At 62.3% G+C, this 22,170-nt stretch carries 14 protein-coding genes; 9 read left to right on the forward strand and 5 right to left on the reverse strand.

Translation table 11 applies throughout. The annotated features are described in order from the left end of the window. Window positions 1–22: 22 nt before the first annotated feature. The 3 genes from K7431_RS24675 to K7431_RS24685 are packed head-to-tail and all read right to left on the reverse strand — an operon-like array spanning window position 23 to window position 4,741. Entirely contained in the window at window positions 23–1,207 is a 1,185-nt protein-coding gene (locus K7431_RS24675; protein ID WP_015885092.1) for an osmoprotectant NAGGN system M42 family peptidase, read from the reverse strand. Window positions 1,208–1,231: 24 nt separating this feature from the next. Further along, on the reverse strand, window positions 1,232–2,965 hold the full coding sequence (ngg, locus tag K7431_RS24680) for an N-acetylglutaminylglutamine synthetase (RefSeq protein WP_015885091.1): 1,734 nt from the start codon (window positions 2,963–2,965) through the stop codon (window positions 1,232–1,234). Window positions 2,966–2,968: 3 nt separating this feature from the next. Continuing rightward, a complete protein-coding gene (locus K7431_RS24685) occupies window positions 2,969–4,741 on the reverse strand; it encodes an N-acetylglutaminylglutamine amidotransferase (RefSeq protein ID WP_015885090.1) in 1,773 nt (590 codons plus the stop codon). Window positions 4,742–4,972: 231 nt separating this feature from the next. Here K7431_RS24685 and K7431_RS24690 point away from each other — a divergent pair, with 231 nt between their 5' ends. Continuing rightward, window positions 4,973–9,790 (forward strand): NEL-type E3 ubiquitin ligase domain-containing protein, encoded by a 4,818-nt coding sequence (locus K7431_RS24690; protein ID WP_080567209.1) that lies wholly within the window; start codon window positions 4,973–4,975, stop codon window positions 9,788–9,790. Between the two features lie 5 nt (window positions 9,791–9,795). Here the strand turns inward: K7431_RS24690 and mnmC are convergent, their stop codons facing one another. Beyond that, window positions 9,796–11,775 carry a bifunctional tRNA (5-methylaminomethyl-2-thiouridine)(34)-methyltransferase MnmD/FAD-dependent 5-carboxymethylaminomethyl-2-thiouridine(34) oxidoreductase MnmC gene (mnmC, locus tag K7431_RS24695; RefSeq protein ID WP_015885088.1) on the reverse strand — a complete coding sequence of 660 codons (1,980 nt, stop codon included), beginning with the start codon at window positions 11,773–11,775 and terminating at the stop codon, window positions 9,796–9,798. 157 nt (window positions 11,776–11,932) lie between these two features. On the opposite strand from mnmC, the gene pap reads away from it, so the two are divergent. From pap to K7431_RS24710, 3 genes are all read left to right on the forward strand, one after another. Continuing rightward, window positions 11,933–13,447 (forward strand): polyphosphate:AMP phosphotransferase, encoded by a 1,515-nt coding sequence (pap, locus tag K7431_RS24700; RefSeq protein ID WP_015885087.1) that lies wholly within the window; start codon window positions 11,933–11,935, stop codon window positions 13,445–13,447. A gap of 319 nt (window positions 13,448–13,766) precedes the next feature. Then, entirely contained in the window at window positions 13,767–14,951 is a 1,185-nt protein-coding gene (locus K7431_RS24705) for a thiolase family protein (protein ID WP_015885086.1), read from the forward strand. Between the two features lie 265 nt (window positions 14,952–15,216). Further along, window positions 15,217–16,173, forward strand: coding sequence for a DMT family transporter (locus K7431_RS24710; RefSeq protein ID WP_015885085.1), 957 nt, complete (start codon window positions 15,217–15,219; stop codon window positions 16,171–16,173). A gap of 1 nt (window position 16,174) precedes the next feature. Here K7431_RS24710 and K7431_RS24715 read toward each other — a convergent pair whose 3' ends face one another. Beyond that, window positions 16,175–17,557 carry a class II fumarate hydratase gene (locus K7431_RS24715; protein ID WP_043205696.1) on the reverse strand — a complete coding sequence of 461 codons (1,383 nt, stop codon included), beginning with the start codon at window positions 17,555–17,557 and terminating at the stop codon, window positions 16,175–16,177. 193 nt (window positions 17,558–17,750) lie between these two features. On the opposite strand from K7431_RS24715, the gene K7431_RS24720 reads away from it, so the two are divergent. The 5 genes from K7431_RS24720 (at window position 17,751) to K7431_RS24740 (ending at window position 22,132) form a co-directional block, all read left to right on the forward strand. Beyond that, window positions 17,751–18,269, forward strand: coding sequence for a DUF2059 domain-containing protein (locus K7431_RS24720; protein ID WP_015885083.1), 519 nt, complete (start codon window positions 17,751–17,753; stop codon window positions 18,267–18,269). 6 nt (window positions 18,270–18,275) lie between these two features. Then, window positions 18,276–18,569 (forward strand): BolA family protein, encoded by a 294-nt coding sequence (locus K7431_RS24725; RefSeq protein WP_015885082.1) that lies wholly within the window; start codon window positions 18,276–18,278, stop codon window positions 18,567–18,569. Between the two features lie 187 nt (window positions 18,570–18,756). Beyond that, window positions 18,757–19,698, forward strand: coding sequence for an oxygen-dependent tRNA uridine(34) hydroxylase TrhO (trhO, locus tag K7431_RS24730; RefSeq protein WP_015885081.1), 942 nt, complete (start codon window positions 18,757–18,759; stop codon window positions 19,696–19,698). A gap of 36 nt (window positions 19,699–19,734) precedes the next feature. After that, window positions 19,735–20,337, forward strand: a complete 603-nt coding sequence (locus K7431_RS24735) for a DsbA family protein (RefSeq protein WP_015885080.1) — start codon at window positions 19,735–19,737, stop codon at window positions 20,335–20,337. Beyond that, a complete protein-coding gene (locus tag K7431_RS24740) occupies window positions 20,330–22,132 on the forward strand; it encodes an ABC transporter ATP-binding protein (RefSeq protein WP_015885079.1) in 1,803 nt (600 codons plus the stop codon). The genes K7431_RS24735 and K7431_RS24740 overlap by 8 nt, the downstream gene beginning before the upstream one ends. The last annotated feature ends 38 nt before the right edge of the window (window positions 22,133–22,170 follow it).

Here is a 22,170-nt window from a genome sequence, read left to right on the forward strand (position 1 = left end):
GCCGGGATCAGAGTTGCCAGCGTCAGGACTTATTGCCGACCAGGCTGTCCACCGAGGGCACGCGTGTGTCGCTCTCCATCTGCGTCTCGTGCTCGATCTGATGACTGAACCGATCCAGCGAGCCCTGGGCCGGTTGCGCATCGCTGGCGAACACCGGCGGGCTGAGAATGTAGGCGCCCAACAGGCGACTCAGCGCCGCGAGGCTGTCGATATGGGTGCGCTCATAGCCGTGGGTCGCATCGCAACCGAACGCCAGCAGTGCAGTGCGGATGTCGTGCCCGGCGGTCACGGCCGAGTGCGCATCGCTGAAGTAATAGCGGAACAGGTCGCGGCGCACCGGCAGTTCGTGGTCAGACGCCAAACGTAGCAAGTGACGGGACAGGTGATAGTCATACGGCCCGCCGGAGTCCTGCATGGCCACGCTCACCGCATGCTCGCTGGAGTGCTGGCCGGGAGCGACCGGAGCGATATCGATGCCGACAAATTCACTCACGTCCCAGGGCAGGGCGGCCGCTGCGCCACTGCCGGTCTCCTCGGTGATGGTGAACAGCGGGTGGCAGTCGATCAGCAAGGGCTCGCCACTGTCGACGATGGCCTTGAGCGCGGCGAGCAGGGCGGCGACGCCGGCCTTGTCGTCCAGGTGGCGGGCGCTGATGTGCCCGCTCTCGGTGAATTCCGGCAGCGGGTCGAAGGCCACATAGTCGCCGATACCAATGCCCAGGGAGTCGCAATCGGCACGGGTCGCGCAGTAGGCGTCGAGGCGCAACTCGACGTGGTCCCAACTCACCGGCATTTCATCCACGGCGGTGTTGAACGCGTGCCCGGAGGCCATCAACGGCAACACGCTGCCACGGATCACGCCATTATCGGTAAACAGGCTGACGCGGCTGCCTTCGGCAAACCGGCTCGACCAGCAACCTACGGGCGCCAGGCTCAGGCGGCCGTTGTCCTTGATCGCACGCACGGCGGCGCCGATGGTGTCCAAGTGGGCGGACACCGCACGGTCAGGGCTGTTTTTCTGGCCCTTGAGGGTGGCGCGGATGGTGCCGCGCCGGGTCATTTCGAAGGGAATGCCCAGTTCTTCCAGGCGCTCGGCGACATACCGCACGATGGTGTCGGTGAATCCGGTGGGGCTGGGAATGGCGAGCATTTCCAGTAGGACTTTTTGCAGGTAATTCAGATCCGGTTCTGGGATGGTTCGGCTCATAAAGACTCCTGGGGTTCGGATCGTTCAGCTATGGGGAAACAGCAAATCCACAAATTTTTCCGCGGTAGGCTGCGGTTCATGATTGGCCAGGCCGGCCCGTTCGTTAGCTTCGATAAACACGTACTCGGGCTGGTCGGCGGCAGGCACCATCAGGTCCAGGCCGACCATGGGGATGTCCAGGGCGCGGGCGGCGCGTACGGCGGCGTCCACCAGCGTGGGGTGCAGGATGGCGGTGACGTCTTCCAGGCAACCGCCGGTGTGCAGGTTGGCGGTACGGCGCACGGCCAGGGTTTTGCCACGTGGCAGGATGCTGCTGTAGTCGTAGCCGGCGGCGTGCAGGGTGCGTTCGGTTTCGGCGTCGACAGGGATTTTGCTTTCGCCATCAGTCGCCGCCTGGCGACGACGGCTCTGGGCTTCGATCAACGCGCCGATGGAATGTTGACCGTCACCGGTCACTTCCGCAGGACGACGAATCGCAGCCGCAACCACCTCGAAACCGATCACCAGGATGCGCAGGTCCAGGCCTTCATGAAAGCTTTCCAGCAGCACACGGCTGTCAAACTGGCGCGCCGCTTCAATCGCCTGCTGCACCTCTTCGATGCTCTGCAAATCCACCGCCACGCCCTGGCCTTGCTCACCGTCCAGCGGCTTGACGACGACGCGCTGGTGCTCGTCGAGGAACTCCAGGTTGTCATCGGCGCTGCCCGCCAGTTGTTGCGACGGCAGTTTCAAACCGGCCGCCTTGAGCACTTTGTGGGTCAGGCTCTTGTCCTGGCACAAGGTCATGCTGATGGCGCTGGTCAGGTCGCTCAACGACTCACGGCAACGCACACGGCGCCCCCCGTGACTGAGGGTGAATAAGCCCGCGTCGGCGTCATCCACCTGCACATCGATACCGCGCCGATGCGCTTCTTCGACGATGATCCGGGCATAAGGGTTAAAGCCTGCCTGCGGACCCGGGCCGAGAAACAGCGGCTGGTTGATGCCGTTCTTACGTTTGATCGCAAAGGTGGTCAGCGCCCTGAACCCCAGCTTGGCGTAAAGGTTCTTGGCCTGGCGGTTATCGTGCAGCACGGACAGGTCCAAGTAGCTCAGGCCACGGCTCATGAAGTGTTCCACCAAGTGGCGCACCAGCACCTCACCCACGCCAGGGCGGGTGCACTGCGGGTCCACGGCCAGGCACCACAGGCTGCAGCCGTTTTCCGGGTCATGAAAGGCTTTCTGGTGGTTGAGGCCCATGACGCTGCCGATCACCGCGCCGCTGTCTTCATCTTCCGCCAGCCAGTAGACAGGCCCACCGGCATGGCGCGGCGTAAGGCGTTCGGCGTCGACGGGCAACATGCCGCGTCCTTGGTAGAGCTGGTTGACGGCCAGCCAATCGGCTTCGGTCTGCACCCGACGAATGCGGAACCCGCGAAATACCCGGGTGGCCGGCCGATAGTCGGTGAACCACAGGCGCAGCGTGTCTGACGGGTCGAGGAACAGTTGCTGCGGATCGATCCCGAGAATCTGCTGCGGTGCAGCCACATAGAGTGCGATGTCGCGCTCGCCCGGCTGTTCATTCAGCAGTTCCTGGGCCAGGGTCGCCGGATCGGGAAAGGTGTGCCCGATCAACAAGCGGCCCCATCCGCAATGCACGGCAATCGGCTCGGCGGCCAAGGGGCTGCCATCTTCCGCCAGGCGGGCCTGCAGGCGCTCATAGGTCGGCGCCTGGCCCTTCAACAAGCGTTGGCTGTAAGCCGCTGCGAGAGGTTTCATTACTCAGATTCCTTGTTCGCTGAGCCACAGGTTCAGCGCCGCCAGTTGCCACAGCTTGGAGCCGCGCAGCGGGGTCAATTGGCCTTGCGGGTCGGTCAGCAAGCGGTCGAGCATGGCGGGATTGAACAGGCCGCGATCCTGGCTCGGGTCCAGCAACAATTCACGCACCCAGTTCAGCGTATCGCCCTGCAAGTGTTTGAGGCCTGGCACGGGGAAGTAACCTTTCTTGCGGTCGATCACTTCGCTCGGGATCACCCGGCGCGCAGCCTCTTTCAACACCTGCTTGCCGCCGTCGGGCAACTTGAATTTGCCGGGTACACGGGCCGACAGCTCAACCAAGCGGTAGTCGAGGAACGGCGTACGCGCTTCCAGGCCCCAGGCCATGGTCATGTTGTCGACGCGTTTGACCGGGTCGTCCACCAGCATGACCGTGCTATCCAGGCGCAGGGCTTTGTCCACTGCCGCATCCGCGCCGGGCATGGCGAAGTGCTCGCGCACGAAGTCACCGGCGGCGTCGTTGGCGGTCAGCCATTTTGGCGCGACGGTGGCGGCATAGTCGTCGTAGCTGCGGTCGAAAAACGCATCGCGATACGCGGCGTAGGGATCGGCGGCGCCGTCCACCTGCGGGTACCAGTGGTAACCGGCAAACAGTTCGTCGGCGCCCTGGCCGCTCTGCACCACTTTGCAATGCTTGGCCACTTCCCGTGACAACAGGTAGAAAGCGATGCAGTCATGGCTGACCATCGGCTCGCTCATGGCACGGAACGCCGCCGGGAGTTGCTCGATGATCTCGCTTTCGGCGATGCGCAATTGATGATGACGGGTGCCGTAGTGCTTGGCGATCAGGTCCGAGTACTGGAACTCGTCGCCACGCTCGCCACCGGCGTCTTCAAAGCCGATGGAGAAGGTCGACAGATCTTGCACGCCGACTTCACGCAGCAAGCCCACGAGCATGCTCGAATCGACGCCGCCGGACAGCAGCACGCCGACATCCACGGCGGCGCGTTGGCGGATGGCCACGGCTTCGCGGGTGCTGTCGAGTACGCGGTCAGTCCAGTCTTCCAGGCTCAGGTTGCGTTCGTCGTCATGCGGGCCGTAGGGCAGGGTCCACCAGGTTTTCTGCTCGGTCTTGCCGTTGGCGTCGATGCGCATCCAGCTCGCCGGCGGCAGTTTTTCGATGCCTGCCAGCAAGGTACGCGGCGCGGGCACCACGGCGTGGAAGTTCAAGTAGTGATTGAGTGCCACCGGATCGAGGATCGGGTTGATATCCCCGCCTTTGAGCAGCGCCGGCAAGGCCGACGCAAAGCGCATGCGCTGGCCGGTGCGCGACAGGTACAGCGGCTTCACGCCCAGACGGTCACGGGCAATAAACAGGCGTTGGGCATCACGTTCCCAGATGGCGAACGCGAACATGCCATTGAGCTTGGGCAGCAGCGCTTCGCCCCAGGCGTGATAACCCTTGAGCAGCACTTCGGTGTCGCCGCCGGAGTAGAAGGCGTAGCCGAGGGCTTCCAGCTCTTCTCTCAGTTCAGGGAAGTTGTAGATCGCGCCGTTGAACGCCAGGGACAGCCCCAGTTGGGCGTCGACCATCGGTTGGGCAGAGCCATCCGACAGGTCCATGATTTTCAAGCGCCGATGGCCCAGCGCCACAGGCCCCTGGGCATGAAAGCCCCAGGCGTCAGGCCCACGCGGGGCCAAGTGATGGGTGATGCGCTCAATAGCTGCCAGGTCGGCAGGTTGGGCATCGAAACGTAACTCTCCAGCTAATCCGCACATAAATTCCTTACCGGTTTTTCCGTTGGGGAGGGATGAAATACCGCACGCCAAAAAGGCCGGGCGTTGAGAAACTGACCCGTGTGGTGGATGGGAGTTTTAGAACGATCGGTTATAAGGCGATTGGGCATCAGTGCGCTAATGAGCCAAGGGAGGGGTGTTAGATAGCTAGGCGCAATAGCCTTGAGCCCGTTGATAAGGTCTGGCGAAATACCCGCCATACGGACGATTGCTATGCCTGCAGTGACCCCTGCCACTCCCCAACCCTTGAGCCCCGAGATGAAGCTGGCGGCTCTTTTACAACTGACCGGCGACTTGGACAAAGCCGACGTACTGCACCAAAAAATACCGAGCTGGATGTACAAGGCTAAACCTCAGGTATTGGCGCAAATGGAGGATAACTTTAAGAGCGCTGGCCCTTATGACGACAAGGTCAGAAGGATTTTTGCCCGGCTGAAAAGCCTGAAGCGGTTTTGTGTCGAGACGTTGACCGCTGCGTTGTTGTCCGAGTACGGCGTGTCACTGAATGTCGAGTCTGACGAGTTGTGGATCAAGCGAGCCCATGTGAAGGTGGATGCGATCTTGCCGCATCCCCAACGCTACGTGACCTACAGCGTGGAAAAACAGACGCTGCTCGAGGCAGCCATGCGCAACTTCTCGGAGGACGAGACGCGTACGGTGGTGCTTGCGCCCAATGCCAATATTCATCAAGGCGGTACCCCGACGGTTGTCGTTGATATCAGCGCGGCAGGTTTTGTGCGGTTTTGCCGGAAGTTGAACCTGGGCGATCGTTACCAGAAACACCTGAAAGCGTCGATCAACCTGTTGACGCCCCAGGCGCAGGAGTCGGTGTACAACCCGGATGCGACTGATATCAAGCGCTTGAAAGTGCATGAAATGCGCACCGACGTTTTTATCGCCTACTCCCAGGGCGTCATCGGTGTCGAGGCTTATGGCATGTTGCTGGCGCTGACCCACAATGGCGAAGACATCACGCGCGAGCAGGTGGAGGCCGTGCGTTACCGCGACACGCCGCTGGTTTGGCAGGGTTTGAAAATACTCGACGCCTGCATTTGGGGCGTCGTGGTTTTTTCCGCTGAACCGATCGACAAACACCCCCAAACCCCCTGCGTCGTCTACATGCCCGGAGACCTGTACCGGCCCCTCTATGAATACACGAGCTTTGAGGCTTTTCAGACCTACTTGTCCGATACCTTGAAAGTGCAAGCCTATGCCCAATCGTTCTCTCGTTATCTCGACGAAGAGATCCGGCTGGATTTTTACAAGGAACTTTCCAGCCGTTCGTCATTGGGCGTGATCGATGCATGCCCGATGACCAAGGGGCTGTTTCAGTTCTTTTTCGAGAGCTTGATCGGCAAGATGCAGAAAGACGCACGGATACTCGCCGTGCCGACCGAGGACATTGACGAGCAGGCGCGTGAAGAGCGGCGCCTGGGTTACTTGAGCACCGGGTTGACCATCGCCAATATCGCCGGCCTTTTCGTCCCGGTGATAGGCCAGTTGATGATGGGAGTGGCGATCGGGCAAATGCTCGGTGAAGTCTACGACGGCGTGGAGGACTGGCAGCACAAGGATAAGGTGCGGGCATTTGAACACTTGCGCGCTGTGGTGGACAGCCTCGCGGACATGGTGTTGTTTTCCGCCGGTGTGTCAGTCGGGGGTGCCGTTAAACGCAGTTTTACCCGCAGCCTGGAATTCTTCGACAGTTTTGAGGCCGTGCAGAGCGTCAATGGTCAGCGCCGTCTGTGGCGGTCGACCCTGATGCCTTACCAGCATCCCATGAGGATCGGTTCCGAACAGTTGTCCGACGCCGAGGTCGTGTACAACGTGGATGGGCTGTCCTTCATCAAGCACACCGGGCAGACGTACCGGGTGGCATTTGATCCCGAGATAGACAGTTGGCGCATCCGACATCCGGTGCGCAGCGATGCCTTTGCCCCCCCGGTGGAGCACAACGGAGCGGGTGGTTGGAAACATATCTACGAGCGTCCCGAGGACTGGGGCGCGTTGTACACCCTCGGGCGCTTGGAGCCGCGTATTGAGGCCGTCGAGCCGCGACGCCTGGAGCAGGCGTTGATTGCAACCGGTACCGAGGTCGAGCCGCTGCGCCAACTGGCCGGACGCAATCTGCGGTTGCCGGCCAGTTTCAACGATTGCGCGGAACGCTTCCGCCTGGATCACACGATCAGCGAACTGATTACCCAGTTGGAAAGTCGCAGCACCGCCACCGTTGCCAGCGATGAACTGCAGCTCAAGGCGTTGCCCCTGATGCGTGAGTGGCCAGAGGGGCGCTATATCAAAGTGTTGGATGACACCACAAACGAGGTCGTCAGGTACCCCGCCGAAGCCCGGGTGGATGAAACCCTCAGCATTCACGTCGCACGGGATCAGTTGGGCACGGGCAACCTGCTGCGTACCGTGGTCGATGGCTTGTCTGCGCAGGAACTGGACACATTGCTGGGCAACGGAGTGACGGGTGACAAGTCGCGGCTCCTGGCCGCACGCTTGGCACGGTCGCTCAAAGCCAACCGGCAACCCCTGTTTAACCGGCTCTATCAGGAATACGACCAGCCTGTCGGCGGCTGGCAGGCCCTGCTGGCGGAACAGGTGCCGGGCTTGCCGGTACGGGTCGCCCAGGCGTTGATCGAAAACGCCTCCAGTGTCGATCGCAGCTATTTGCGCTATTCCCGCAAGGTCCCCCTGAGCCTTTCGCAGGCGGCGAAGGAGGCCCAGGCCGGCATCCGCCTTGACCGCATCAATACCAGCTTTTATCTGCCGGCGCTGGCCGATGCGCAGACATGGCGCTTATCCACGCAATTATTGCCGCATATGCCCGGCTGGCCGGCCAAGGGGGCCGTACAGTTGCGAGAAGGCTCGCTCAAAGGTCCGTTGCTTGCCAGCGCAGAGGCGCCAGGCGCAGAGCCGGGTAACGTAGTCGTGCAGACCGGTACCCACTTTCAGGCGTATGGCGTCGCAGGCCAGAAACTCGGCGAGGGAGGCGAGGGGGGCGCCGGTTTCTACCAGGCCCTGCTGCAGGCCATGCCTGCCGAACAGCGCGCGGCATTGGGCGTGAGCGTGCCCAGCGGGGTAAACGCCGAATTGTTGCGCTATCGGCTATTTGACGTTTCCAGTACCCGACGCGCGGACGCCCTGTGGGCGTTTGAAGGCAAGCCACGGCGCTTGGTACCGAGCTGCGTGCAGGCCGATTCACCGCTCATTGGGACGGCCATCCACTACACCCGTAGCATGGTGCGCAAGGTCCGAAAGCTCTACCCCGAGTTCACCGACCGACAGGTCGATGAGTTTCTAAAAGGGCTGGGAAATACGGATCTGGAACGGGCCCGAGCCCTTGAGCAACGCCATCGGCAAAAGGCAATACTGGATCGCACACTCAAGGATTGGGTCAGTGAGGAGGTGACCGTCCCGCGCCAGGGCGGGTCCCCCCATGACTATCGCCAAAGCCGGCAACAGGTCGCTGATCGGCTGCGCGATTGTTGGAGCCAGATGACTCGGGCGAAAAGCTATCGGCAGATTTCGTACCCGGGGCTGGTGCTTGACGACATGCGCGTGGGGCGTTTGCCGATATGGCCGGCTGATATGGCATTCGACCATGTGCAGATTCTGTCCCTGCGCAACATGGCCCTGGAGTCTGATGTGGCCTACTTTCTCAAAGCCTTCAAAAGCGTGCGGGAGCTACGGCTCGATGGTAGCCAGATACGTTGGTTGCCGGAGGTGTTGTCCCATATGCCGAAGCTGGAGTCGTTGAGCCTGGCCAATAATCGGATCAATCTTTCCGGCCAGGCGGCGCTCAAGTTGGCAGCCATGAGCAACCTGCACACCTTGAACCTGGCAAAAAACCCGTTAGGCGAAACCCCGGATGTGAGCGCCATGAAGCAATTGCGTAAGCTGAACCTGAGCGAAACACGGGCCCGAGAGCTGCCCTCTGGGTTGCTGACGCGCCTGCATTTAGAAAGCGCCATGCTGGAGGGCAACGATATCGTCGAGCTGCCCGAGGCGCTGTTCAGTGCCCCGATTGCGGTCACCGAAAAAATTCACCTGTCGCATAACCCCGTCTCCTCGCGCAGCCTGGCAAAACTCAAGGCGTACCAGCAGCGCACGGGAGTGGGAATGGGCCTGATGGACGACGAGATCGGCATGCTCAGCGAACAGTTCGCCAGGGAAGCGCTGGTGCAAGGTGATTCAGCCGCGACCTATTTGCAGCGCCAGGACACGTGGCAAAAGTTGCGAGACGAATGGAATTCCGAAGCGTTCTTCAGCGTGATACGCCAGATGACCCGCTCCAATGAATTCCGGCAGGTGCCGGTCGAATTGCGACGCCGGGTCTGGGGGGTACTGGATGCCGCGGCAAAGGACCATAAACTGCGCGATTTTCTGTTCAGCCTTCCAGAGGGGCTGCCCAATTGCATCGATGGCGCGGCCTACTGTTTCAGTGAGATGGAGGTCGCCGTGTTGCTTGACCAGGCCGTGGGCGAGGCGGGTCTGATCCAGCCCGATCAGCTCGATGTGGCGACACAGTTGAAACTGGGGCGCCAGCTGTTTCGCATGGCGCAGTTGGACATGATTTCCGACGACTACAGCCTGCGCAATAAAGTGATCGACAAACTGCAGGTTCGGCTGGTGTACCGCAGTCGGCTGGCCGAGACGCTGGATTTGCCTGGGCAGTCCTCCAACATTGCCTATCAGCACGTGGGTGGTGTCAGCGATGAAGATATCCAGGAGGCGGTGCAGCAAGTCACCACACGGGAGATGTCATCGAGCCTGGCCACATTTATTGCGGACCAGAGCTACTGGCTGGAGTACTTGAGACGCCAATACGTCACCGAGTTCCAGGCCGTCGAAGACCGCTTCAGCACGCGCCTGGATACGCTTTCGGTGAATGACGACAGCTACCTTGATGACACCGTTGCGTTACAGGTTGAACGCAGGGCGTCGCTGGATAGCTTGGCGAACAGCTTGACGCAGGATGCCCTGGAGACCGTCGAGCGACTTGCCCAGGCGTGCAGTGTGTAAAACCCTCAGGACGTGCCCCGGATCAATCCCCGCAGGGCAAAACGGTTGGGGTGGCAGGCGTGGGCGACGCTGGAGGGGACGGGCAGCGGTTCGTCATTCAGCCAGGCGGCCAGCAGCTCTGCCGCCAGCGGGGCGGTGATGAGGCCCCGTGAGCCGTGCCCGCTGTTGATATACAGGCCATCGAGCCAGGGGCAGGCAATGTCCGGGACTTGCCGAGCATCCTTGCGCAGCGCCGCGTAGGCCAGGTGGAACGCCTCGCGGTTGGCCAGTGGCCCGACAATCGGTAGATAGTCGGGGCTGGTGCAGCGAAAGGCCGCACGGCCTTGCAGGTGCTCGGGGTCAAGGGTGTCGGCGTGCAGGCGTTGCAGCAGGTCAACGGAGATTTCCCGCAACATCTGCAGGTTACCGAGGTGTTCGGCGGTGCTGGGGGTGAGGTCTTCGCTGGCGAAGTTGAAGCTGGCGCCGAGCGTATGTTCCCCCAAGCGCGCAGGCGCGACGTAACCCTCGGCGCACACCACCGTGGCCAGTGCCTGGCTTTGCGGGGTTTGCGGCAGGCGGCTGATTTGCCCGCGAATGCGTTTGAGGGGCAGCTCGGCGCTGACCGGGAAGCGGTTGATCTCGGCGGCGCCGGCCAGCACCACCACGCTGGCGCTGGCCAGCAGGGTGTGACCGTCGTGGGCGTGCCATTGGCCATCGGCCTGGCGCAACTCAAGGGCCTCGCGATGCTGCAACAGCGTGATCAGCGGATGTGACGCTTGCCACTCACACAGTGCCGGCGGATGCACCCAGCCGCCTTCGGGGAAAAACAGCCCGCCGTGTTCCAAGGCGACGCCGGCGCGCGCCTGGGCCTGCGCCTGATCCAGCACGTGCAAAAGCTCCGGCGCGAAGGCTTGGGCCAGCTGCGCCTGGCGTTCGGCCTCCTTGGCATTAAACGCCAGTTGCAGCACGCCGCAACCGTCCCAGTCGACGCCACGGTGCAGGTGTTCGAGCAGCCGGCGGGTATGGCCGAAGCCGCTGAGGATCAATTGCGACAGCGCCGTGCCATGCGCCGAAAGCTTGAGGTACAGCACGCCCTGCGGGTTACCCGAGGCTTCCTGCGCCAGCGCCGCGTGACGCTCCAGCAGCGTCACCTGCCAGCCGCGCGCCGCCAGGCTGGCGGCGCTCGTGCAGCCGGCCAGGCCGCCGCCGATCACCAGGGCCGTGCGCGCGCCGGGCGGCGGCGCGGGGCGGGCAAACCAGGGTTTGATAGCTTCCGGCGCGGGCGTTTCGGCGGGCCAGCCGAGAAACTCGCCGCGCAGGATTTCCCACTTGTGGCCGATGCCCGGCGTGCGCTTCATCTTGAAGCCGGCGGCGTTGATCAAGCGGCGCACCCAGCCGGTACTGGTAAAGGTGCTGATGGTCGAGCCGGGGGCCGCCAGCCGCGCCAGTTCGGCAAACAGCTCGGCGGTCCACATGTCGGGGTTCTTGGCCGGGGCAAACCCGTCGAGAAACCAGGCGTCGACCTGGGCGTCCAGTTGGGGCAATTGTTCCAGGGCGTCGCCGATCAGCAGCGTCAGCGTCACGCGGCCGTGAGCCAACACCAGCCGTTGGAAGCCTTGATGAATGGCGATGTACTGCGCCAGCAACTGATCGGCAAACGGCTGCAGTTCCGGCCAAAGGGCGAGGGCACGCTGCAGGTCGGCGTGGCTCAGCGGGTACTTTTCCACGCTGACAAAATGCAGGCGGGCACCGGCCACGGCGTGTTGCTCGAACAACTGCCAGGCGCAGAGAAAATTCAACCCCGTGCCGAAACCGGTTTCGCCAATTACCAAGTGGCCCTGGGCCGGCAGGGCGGCGAAGCGCTCCTGCAAACGGTTCTGTTCGAGGAACACGTAGCGCGTTTCTTCAAGGCCCGACTTGTCGGAGAAGTACACATCGTCGAAGACCCGCGAGTGTGGGCGACCTTGCTCATCCCAGTCGAGCTGGGCGTGGGTAACGGGGTTCATGGGCGACTCATAGGCAATAGAAGCAGGCAAAGGCAAGGCGGCCATTCTAGCTGATCAACAGGCGTTGAATTGACCTACGGCAAGCACGCGTGGAATTTCCTCCCGCACGGCGTTGCCCAATCCGCTAGTCTTGAGCCATCTTGAAACGGAGCTGCCCATGTTCGAATCCGCCGAAATCGGTCACGCCATCGACAAAGACACCTTTGAGGCCGAAGTGCCGGCCCTGCGCGAAGCCTTGCTGGAGGTGCAGTACGAACTGCAGCAGCAGAAGCGCTTCCCGGTGATCATCCTGATCAACGGCATCGAAGGCGCCGGCAAGGGCGAGACGGTCAAGCTGCTGAATGAATGGATGGACCCGCGCCTGATTGAAGTGCGCACTTTCGACCAGCAGACCGACGAAGAACTCGCCCGGCCACCGGCCTGGCGCTACTGGCGCCAACTGCCGGCCAAAGGGCGCATGGGGATTTTCTTCGGCAACTGGTACAGCCAGATGCTGCAAGGCCGGGTGCATGGGCAGATCAAGGACGCGCGGCTTGACCAGGCTATTGCCGGCGCCGAACGCCTGGAAAAAATGCTCTGCGACGAAGGCGCGCTGATCTTCAAGTTCTGGTTCCACCTGTCCAAGAAGCAGATGAAGGCGCGGCTCAAGGCCCTCGCCGATGACCCGTTGCACAGCTGGCGCATCAGCCCGTTGGACTGGCAGCAGTCCGAGACCTACGACAAGTTCGTGCATTTCGGCGAGCGCGTGCTGCGGCGTACCAGTCGCGACTACGCGCCGTGGCATGTGATCGAAGGCGTCGACAGCAACTATCGCAGCCTCACCGTGGGCAAGATCCTGCTCGAAGGCCTGCAAAACGCCTTGAAACTGCCCAAGGGCAAGGCCAGCGGCATGAACCCGGCACCGTTGCCGTCGGCTGTCGACCAGATGAGCCTGCTCAACAGCCTCGACATGACGCTGCACCTGGACAAGGACGATTACGAAGAGCAGCTGATCACCGAGCAGGCGCGGTTCTCCGGCCTGATGCGCGACAAACGCATGCGCAAGCACGCCCTGGTCACGGTGTTCGAAGGCAATGATGCGGCAGGCAAGGGCGGGGCGATTCGCCGAGTGGCGGCGGCGCTTGACCCACGCCAGTACCATATCGTGCCGATCGCTGCGCCCACTGAAGACGAACGTGCCCAGCCTTACCTGTGGCGGTTCTGGCAGAAAATCCCGGCACGGGGCAAGTTCACCGTGTTTGACCGCTCCTGGTACGGCCGCGTGCTGGTGGAGCGGATCGAGGGCTTCTGTACTCCGGCCGACTGGCTGCGCGCCTATGGCGAGATCAATGACTTTGAAGAGCAACTGCGCGACGCAGGGGTGATCGTGGTCAAGTTCTGGCTGGCCATCGACAAACAGACCCAACTGGAACGCTTCCAGGCGCGTGAAGAGATCCCGTTCAAGCGCTTCAAGATCACCGAAGACGACTGGCGCAACCGCGATAAGTGGGATGACTACCGCGCCGCCGTGGGCGATATGGTCGACCGCACCAGCACCGAAGTCGCGCCCTGGACCCTGGTGGAAGCCAACGATAAGCGCTGGGCGCGCGTCAAGGTGTTGCGCACCATCAACCTGGCCTTGGAGGAGGCGTTCGCCAAGTCCGACAAGCACGATAAAAAGAAAAAGAAATAATGGCCGTCAGGCTTGCCTATTGTAGTGAGCGGGCTTGCCCCGCGCTGGGCTGCGGAGCAGCCCCAACCCAGGCCCCGCGTCCTTTCAGACAAACCTGATTGGCAGGTTTTGGGGCCGCTTCGCAGCCCAGCGCAGGGCAAGCCTGCTCACCACAACAGCCTCAATCACCACAACAAGCCCGGATCACCACCACAATAGCCCTGGTCACCGCAGGGCGAGCACGCGGGCCATGCTTTTGTATACGCCGGGTGAATGATCGTCGCGGTTGCGCAGGGCTGGCTCTATGCTCGATCCAACCACCACACGATCGAGGTAGCCCATGCGTGAAGTAGTGATTGTCGACAGCGTGCGAACCGGCCTGGCCAAATCCTTTCGCGGTAAGTTCAACCAGACCCGCCCGGATGATATGGCGGCCCATTGCGTCAATGCGCTGCTCGCCCGCAACGGCATCGACCCGGCCACGGTGGAAGATTGCATCGTCGGTGCCGGTTCCAACGAAGGCGCGCAGGGCTACAACATCGGCCGCAACGTGGCGGTGCTCTCGCAACTGGGCACGGGGACGGCGGGCATGACCCTCAACCGTTTCTGCTCGTCGGGGTTGCAGGCGATTGCCATCGCCGCCAACCAGATCGCCTCGGGCTGCAGCGATATCATCGTCGCCGGGGGTGTCGAATCCATCAGCCTGACCCTGAAAAGCGTCAACACCGACAACCTGATCAACCCGCTGTTGAAAGAGCAGGTGCCGGGCCTCTACTTCCCCATGGGCCAGACCGCCGAGATCGTTGCGCGTCGCTACAACGTCAGCCGCGAAGAACAGGACCTGTATGCCCTGCAAAGCCAGCAGCGTACTGCCCAGGCCCAGGCCGATGGGCTGTTCAACGATGAAATCGTGCCGATGGCGGTCAAGTACAAGGTCGAGGACAAGAACACCGGCGAAGTACAGGTGCTTGACGGCGTCGTTGATCGCGATGACTGCAACCGCCCCGACACTACGCTGGCCAGCTTGCAGGGCTTGAAACCGGTGTTCGCCGAGGACGGCTCGGTGACGGCGGGCAACTCCTCGCAGCTCTCCGACGGTGCGTCGATGACCCTGGTGATGAGCCTGGAAAAAGCCCTGGCCCTGGGGCTCAAGCCCAAGGCGTTTTTCCGTGGGTTTACCGTGGCGGGCTGCGAACCGGACGAGATGGGCATCGGCCCGGTGTTCTCGGTGCCTAAGCTGCTCAAGGCCAAGGGTTTGCAGGTGGCGGATATCGACCTGTGGGAACTCAACGAAGCGTTCGCCTCCCAGTGCCTGTATGCGCGCAATCGCCTGGAAATCGACAATGCCCGGTACAACGTCAACGGCGGCTCGATCTCCATCGGGCACCCGTTCGGCATGACCGGTTCACGGCAGGTCGGGCATTTGGTGCGTGAGTTGCAGCGGCGTAATCTGCGCTACGGCATCGTCACCATGTGCGTGGGCGGCGGCATGGGCGCGACGGGGCTCTTCGAAGCCGTGCGCTAGAACCGGAAGCGGACTTGTGTAGTGAGCAGGCTTGGTGTGGTGAGCAGGCTTGCCCTGCGCTGGGGCGCGAAGCGGCCCTAAAACCTGCCAACCAGTTCTGCCTGAAAGAACGCGGCGCCTGGGTCGGGGCCGCTTCGCAGCCCAGCGCAGGGCAAGCCTGCTCACTACACCCACCCTGCTTCCCTATTTTGAACTGCGGCGTATCTACAATTGTGCGCTTGCCCCTAGAATGCCCGCTCCACTTCCTCTGGCTTCTGGGGCGCTCATGCACATCTCTTCCGGCCGCTGGGTCTATGGTTTTCTCCTGACCCTGCTGACCGCGCTGCTCTGGGGCATTCTGCCGATCAAACTCAAACAGGTCCTGCAGGTGATGGACCCGATCACCGTCACCTGGTTTCGCCTGACCGTGGCCGGTGGTTGCCTGTTCATCTACCTGGCGCTTACCAAACGCCTGCCCAGCCGCAAGGTGCTGGGCCCCAAGGGCGGCTGGCTGGTGGGAATGGCAGTGTGTGGCCTGGTGGGCAACTATGTGTTGTACCTGGTGGGCCTGAAAATGCTCAGCCCCGGCACCGCGCAGTTGGTGGTGCAGATGGGGCCGATCTTTTTGATGATCGCCAGTGTGTTTGTGTTCAAGGAGCGCTTCAGTCGCGGACAGGTGCTGGGGCTGTTTGTGTTGATCGCAGGCTTTGGCCTGTTCTTCAATCAGCGCCTGGAAGAGTTGCTGACGTCCCTCGGCGCCTACACGGCCGGGGTATTGACGATCCTGCTCGCCACCTCTATTTGGGTGTTCTACGCCCTGGGTCAGAAACAGCTGCTGACGGTGTGGAATTCGTTGCAGGTCATGATGGTGATCTACCTCACCTGCGCCTTGTTGCTCACGCCCTGGGCACATCCCTTGGAGGCACTGGACCTGAGCCCGCTGCAAGGCTGGCTGTTGCTGGCGTGCTGCATGAATACCCTGGTGGCCTATGGCGCCTTTGCCGAAGCGCTCGCCCACTGGGAAGCCTCGCGGGTCAGTGCGACGCTGTCGCTCACGCCGCTGGTGACGTTTGTGGCGGTGGCCTTGGCGGCGTGGCTGTGGCCCGAATATGTGCAGGCCGAAGAAATCAACGCCCTGGGGTATGCCGGGGCGTTGGTGGTGGTACTGGGCTCGGCGACCGTGGCGCTGGCGCCGTCGTTGCTCGCCGGGCTCAAGGCCCGGCGGTTGCGGGTGACGTCCTAGGCTAGGCGCCCAGCATGTCTTGCGGTCGAACCCATTGGTCGAATTCCGCATCGGTGAGGTAGCCCAGGTCCAGCGCCGCCTCCCGAAGCGTCAACCCTTCGGCGTAAGCCTTCTTGGCGATCTCTGCGGACTTGTCGTAGCCGATGTGCGGGTTGAGCGCTGTGACCAGCATCAATCCACGTTCCAGGTGTGCGGCCATCTGCACGGGGTCAGGTTCGAGCCCGGCCACGCAGTGTTCCTGGAAGTTATTACAACCGTCGGCCAGCAGGCGGATCGATTCCAGCAGGTTGTGAATGATCACCGGCTTGTACACGTTCAACTGCAAGTGCCCTTGGCTGGCGGCGATGCCGATGGTCACGTCGTTGCCCAAGACCTGGCAGGCCAGCATCGACAGCGCTTCGCACTGGGTAGGGTTGACCTTGCCGGGCATGATCGAGCTGCCCGGTTCGTTGGCCGGCAACTTCACCTCCGCCAGCCCGGCGCGCGGGCCGGAGCCCAGCAGGCGCAGGTCGTTGGCGATTTTCATCAGGGCCACGGCCAGGGTTTTCAGCGCGCCATGCAGGGTCACCAGCGGCTCGTGGCCGGAGAGGGCGGCGAATTTGTTCGGTGCCGTGACAAACGGCAGTCCCGACAGCGCCGCCAGTTCGGCGGCAATCGCCTCGCCAAACCCATGGGGCGCATTCAGCCCGGTGCCGACGGCGGTGCCGCCCTGGGCCAGCTCGCACACCGCGGGAAGGGCGCTGCGAATCGCGCGTTCGGCGTAATCGAGCTGGGCGATAAAGGCTGAGAGTTCCTGGCCAAAGGTGATCGGCGTGGCATCCATCATGTGGGTGCGACCGGTCTTCACCAGCTTCATATGCCGCGCGGCCAACTCGGCCAGCCCGCCGGACAGTGTCGCGATCGCCGGCAACAAGCGCTGATGCACTGCTTGTACGGTCGCAATGCTCATGGCGGTCGGGAAGCAGTCATTGGAACTCTGGGAGCGGTTGACATGATCGTTGGGGTGCACCGGGCTCTTGCCGCCGCGCGGGTTGCCCGCCAGCTCATTGGCGCGGCCGGCGATCACTTCGTTGGCGTTCATGTTGCTCTGGGTGCCGCTGCCGGTCTGCCAGACCACTAGGGGGAACTGGTCGTCGTGTTGACCCGCCAGCACTTCGTCGGCGGCCTGTTCGATCAGGCGGGCGATGTCGGCAGGCAGGTCGCCATTGCGGTCGTTGACGCGTGCCGCGGCTTTCTTGACCAGGGCCAGGGCGTGCAGTACCGCGAGGGGCATGCGTTGTTCGCCGATGGCGAAGTTCACCCGCGAGCGTTGGGTCTGCGCGCCCCAGTAAGCGTCATCCGGGACATGGACTTCTCCCAGGCTGTCGGTTTCGATACGGCTCATCGGGCACACTCCTTCAGGTTCGTTTGCGCAGTTTAGGCTGTGATGAGCCCTGGGGGTTCCCCTAAAAGACTTTTCATCGGATTGGGCGCCGCAAATCCAGGCCCTACAAGGCGTGGGGTTGAGCCATGGCGTTTTTTAGGCGCAGAATGGGCGCCCTTGGGGTCTTACCTCGCCTGCTAGAAAAGGAAACTCGATGACTCGTCTTCGTGCCATCTGTACCGCGGTTGCTCTGGTTTGCGCCAGCGGCCAGGTTTTTGCCGATACCGCCAGCCACAACGCCAGTGCCGAAGCCTTCCTTACCCTGGCCCATGCCGACAAGCTGGGTACCCCGGTATACATGCAAGTGCAGCAAATGTTCGCCCAGCGTTTCGAACAGACCAAGGCGCCTGCCGCCAAGCAGTCCGTACTGGACAGCTACCAGGCCAAGGCCAACGCCGCCCTGGACCAGGCTATCGGCTGGCCAAAACTGAAGCCTGACATGGTCAAGCTCTACACCACCAACTTCAGCGAATCCGAACTCAAGGACCTGGTTGCCTTCTACCAGTCGCCACTGGGCAAGAAAGTCCTGGAAAAAATGCCGCAACTGACCCAGCAATCGGCCCAGATGACCCAGCAAAAGCTGGAAAGCGCCGTGCCAGTGGTGAACAAGCTGTTGGAAGACATGACCAACGAGCTGACGCCAAAAGCCGCCGCACCGGCCAAGAAGAAGTAAGCAGGAATGACCATGCAACAGCGTATCGAAACGGCGCTTGCCGCCCTGGGCACCGACCACTTGAGCGTGCTGGATGAAAGCCATATGCACAGCCGTGGGTTGCAGACCCACTTCAAGGCCGTGCTGGTCAGCCCGCAGTTCGAGGGGCTCAACCGCGTCAAGCGCCACCAGAAGGTCTACGCCACCCTGGGTGACCTGATGAGCGAGTTTCATGCGCTGGCGCTGCATACCTACACGCCTGATGAATGGGCGAAAATCGACGCAGCCCCGGCCTCGCCGACCTGCGCCGGCGGGCACTGACACTCTGGCGCATGGGCTAGTTGGGGCTGCTTCGCCGCCCAGCGGGAGCAAGCTCCCTCGCCACAGTAAAGAGGCGGTCCATAAACGTCGCCAATTTTGTTAGAATCCGCAACGCGCCGCTTAGCCGGCGCGTTTTTTTTGCATCCGGTTCACCCCTTACGAGGGTAGCCACCTGGAGAGAACACCCATGACTCAACCGATCGTCGTGGCGGCACTGTATAAGTTCGTCACTCTCGAAGATTACGTCGCCCTGCGCGAGCCACTGTTGCAGGCGATGGTCGACAACGGCATCAAAGGCACCTTGCTGATCGCCGAAGAAGGCATCAACGGCACCGTTTCCGGCAGCCGTGAAGGCATTGATGGCCTGATGGCCTGGCTGAAGACCGACCCCCGCATGGTCGACATCGACCATAAAGAATCCTACTGCGACGACCAGCCGTTCTACCGCACCAAGGTCAAGCTCAAGAAAGAGATCGTGACCCTGGGCGTCGAGGGCGTCGACCCGAACAAGAAAGTTGGCACCTACGTCGAGCCGCAGGACTGGAACGCGCTGATCAGCGACCCGGAAGTGCTGTTGATCGACACCCGTAACGACTATGAAGTGTCCATCGGCACGTTTGAGGGCGCGATCGACCCGAAAACCACCAGCTTTCGCGAATTTCCCGATTACATCAAAGCCAACTTCGACCCGGCCAAGCATAAGAAAGTCGCCATGTTCTGCACCGGTGGCATTCGCTGTGAGAAGGCCTCGAGCTACATGCTCAGCGAAGGCTTCGATGAGGTTTATCATCTCAAGGGCGGCATCCTGAAGTACCTCGAAGAGGTGCCCCAGGAGGAAACCAAGTGGCAGGGCGACTGCTTTGTTTTCGATAATCGCGTGACCGTACGCCACGACCTGAGCGAAGGCGACTACGATCAATGTCATGCTTGCCGCACACCGGTGAGCGTTGAAGACCGCGCCTCCGAGCACTACGTGGCTGGCATCAGTTGCCCGCATTGCTGGGATAAGCTGCCGGAGAAAACCCGTCGCAGCGCGATCGACCGGCAAAAGCAGATCGAGCTGGCCAAGGCCCGCAACATGCCGCACCCGATTGGTTTCAACTACAAGCAAACCCCTTCCGAGGCCTGAGCCATGTCCGCGCGCCTGCTCTACGTAATGGACCCGATGTGTTCCTGGTGCTGGGGCTTTGCCCCGGTGGCCGAGGCGTTGGTGGAGCAGGCCCAGGCGGCCGGCGTGGAACTGCACCTGGTGGTGGGCGGCTTGCGCACCGGCAGCGGTGCGGCGCTGGAGCCAACCACTCGGCGCTACATCCTGGAGCACTGGCAGGCGGTCACCGAGGCCACCGGCCAGCCGTTCAAGCGTGAAGGCGCGTTGCCCGATGGTTTTGTCTACGACACCGAGCCGGCGTGCCGCGCCATCGTCACCGCCCGCAGCCTGGCGCCGGACTGTGCCTGGACGCTGCTGGGGCTGATCCAGCGCGCATTTTATGTCGAGGGTCGCGACGTGACCTTGGCCAGTGTGCTGGTGGAGTTGGCCGAGCAAGCGGGCATCCCGCGTATCGAGTTTGCGGGCGCCTTCGACCGTGCCGAGCAACACGCCGCCACCGCTGCCGACTTTACGTGGGTGCAGGATCTGGGCATCGCTGGTTTTCCGACGCTGCTGGCCGAGCGCAATGGCCAGTTGGCCCTGCTGACCAATGGTTACCAGCCGTTGTCCGAGCTGTCGCCGTTATTGGGCCGATGGCTGGAGCGGGCAACCTGTGCATGAACGCCCTCAACGCACCGATCGCCTGACCTGGGCAGAAATCCGCCGGCTGGCCCTGCGCCACAAGAAATCCCTGTGGATCGCCAACGGCGTTGCCGTGCTGGCGACCCTGTGCAGCGTTCCTATCCCTTTGCTGTTGCCGTTATTGGTGGACGAAGTGCTGCTGGGCCACGGCGATGCGGCCCTGAACGTGATGAACCACGCGCTGCCTCTGGGTTGGCAGAAGGCGGCCGGCTATATCGGCCTGATGCTGCTGGTGACCCTGCTGCTGCGCTGCGGTGCGCTGGTATTCAACGTGGTGCAGGCGCGGCTGTTTGCGCGGCTGGCCAAGGACATCGTGTACCGCATCCGCGTGCGCCTGATCGAACGGCTCAAGCGTATTTCCCTGGGCGAATATGAAAGCCTGGGCAGCGGCACGGTCACCACGCACCTGGTCACCGACCTGGACACCCTGGATAAATTCGTCGGTGAAACCCTCAGCCGCTTCCTGGTGGCCATGCTCACGCTGGTGGGCACCTCGGCCATTCTGGTGTGGATGCATTGGCAACTGGCCTTGCTGATCCTGCTGTTCAACCCGCTGGTGATCTACGCCACGGTGCAGTTGGGCAAGCGCGTCAAACACCTTAAGAAGCTGGAGAACGACAGCACCTCGCGCTTTACCCAGGCGCTGACCGAAACCCTGGACGCCATTCAGGAAGTGCGCGCCGGCAACCGCCAGGGTTTCTTCCTCGGGCGTCTCGGCCAGCGTGCCCAGGAGGTGCGTGACTACGCGATCCATTCCCAGTGGAAAACCGACGCTTCCAGCCGCGCCAGCGGTTTGCTGTTCCAGTTTGGTATCGACATCTTCCGCGCCGCCGCGATGCTCACGGTGCTGTTCTCCGACCTGTCCATTGGCCAGATGCTCGCGGTGTTCAGTTACCTGTGGTTCATGATCGGCCCGGTGGAACAGCTGCTGAACCTGCAATACGCCTACTACGCGGCGGGCGGGGCGCTGACGCGGATCAACGAACTGCTGGCGCGTGCCGATGAGCCGCAGTACGCCGGGGGCCAAGACCCGTTTGCCGGGCGTGAGACCGTGGGCATCGAGGTGCGCGGCCTCAGTTTCGGCTATGGCGAAGACCGGGTGCTCGACCAGTTGAACCTGGCCATCGCGCCCGGTGAAAAGGTGGCGATCGTCGGCGCCAGCGGTGGCGGCAAAAGCACCCTGGTGCAGCTGCTGCTCGGGCTCTACACGCCCCAGGCCGGAACGATCCGATTTGGCGGCGCCACCCAGCAGGAAATTGGCCTGGAGACCATTCGCGAGCACGTCGCCGTGGTGCTGCAACACCCGGCGCTGTTCAACGACACCGTGCGCGCCAACCTGACCATGGGCCGCGAGCGCAGTGACCAAGCCTGCTGGCAGGCACTGGAAATTGCGCAGTTGGAGGCTACCGTCAAGGCATTGCCGATGGGCCTGGATAGTGTGGTGGGGCGTTCCGGGGTGCGGTTTTCCGGCGGGCAGCGTCAGCGCCTGGCGATTGCGCGCATGGTGTTGGCTGAGCCGAAAGTGGTGATCCTCGACGAAGCGACTTCCGCCCTGGACGCCGCCACCGAGTACAACCTGCACCAGGCGCTCGCGCGCTTCCTCAGCGGGCGTACTACACTGATTATTGCCCACCGCCTGTCGGCGGTTAAGCAGGCCGATCGAGTATTAGTCTTCGACGGCGGTCACATTGCTGAAGATGGTGATCATCAACAGTTGATTGCCGACGGCGGCCTGTACGCCAAACTCTATGGACACCTGCAACAAGTGCGTTGATTTAGCCTAGGCTGAGCTATCAGAAGCGGATTTTCGCG

Source organism: Pseudomonas fluorescens group sp., assembly GCF_020093335.1.
Taxonomy (GTDB): Bacteria; Pseudomonadota; Gammaproteobacteria; order Pseudomonadales; family Pseudomonadaceae; genus Aquipseudomonas; species Aquipseudomonas petroselini.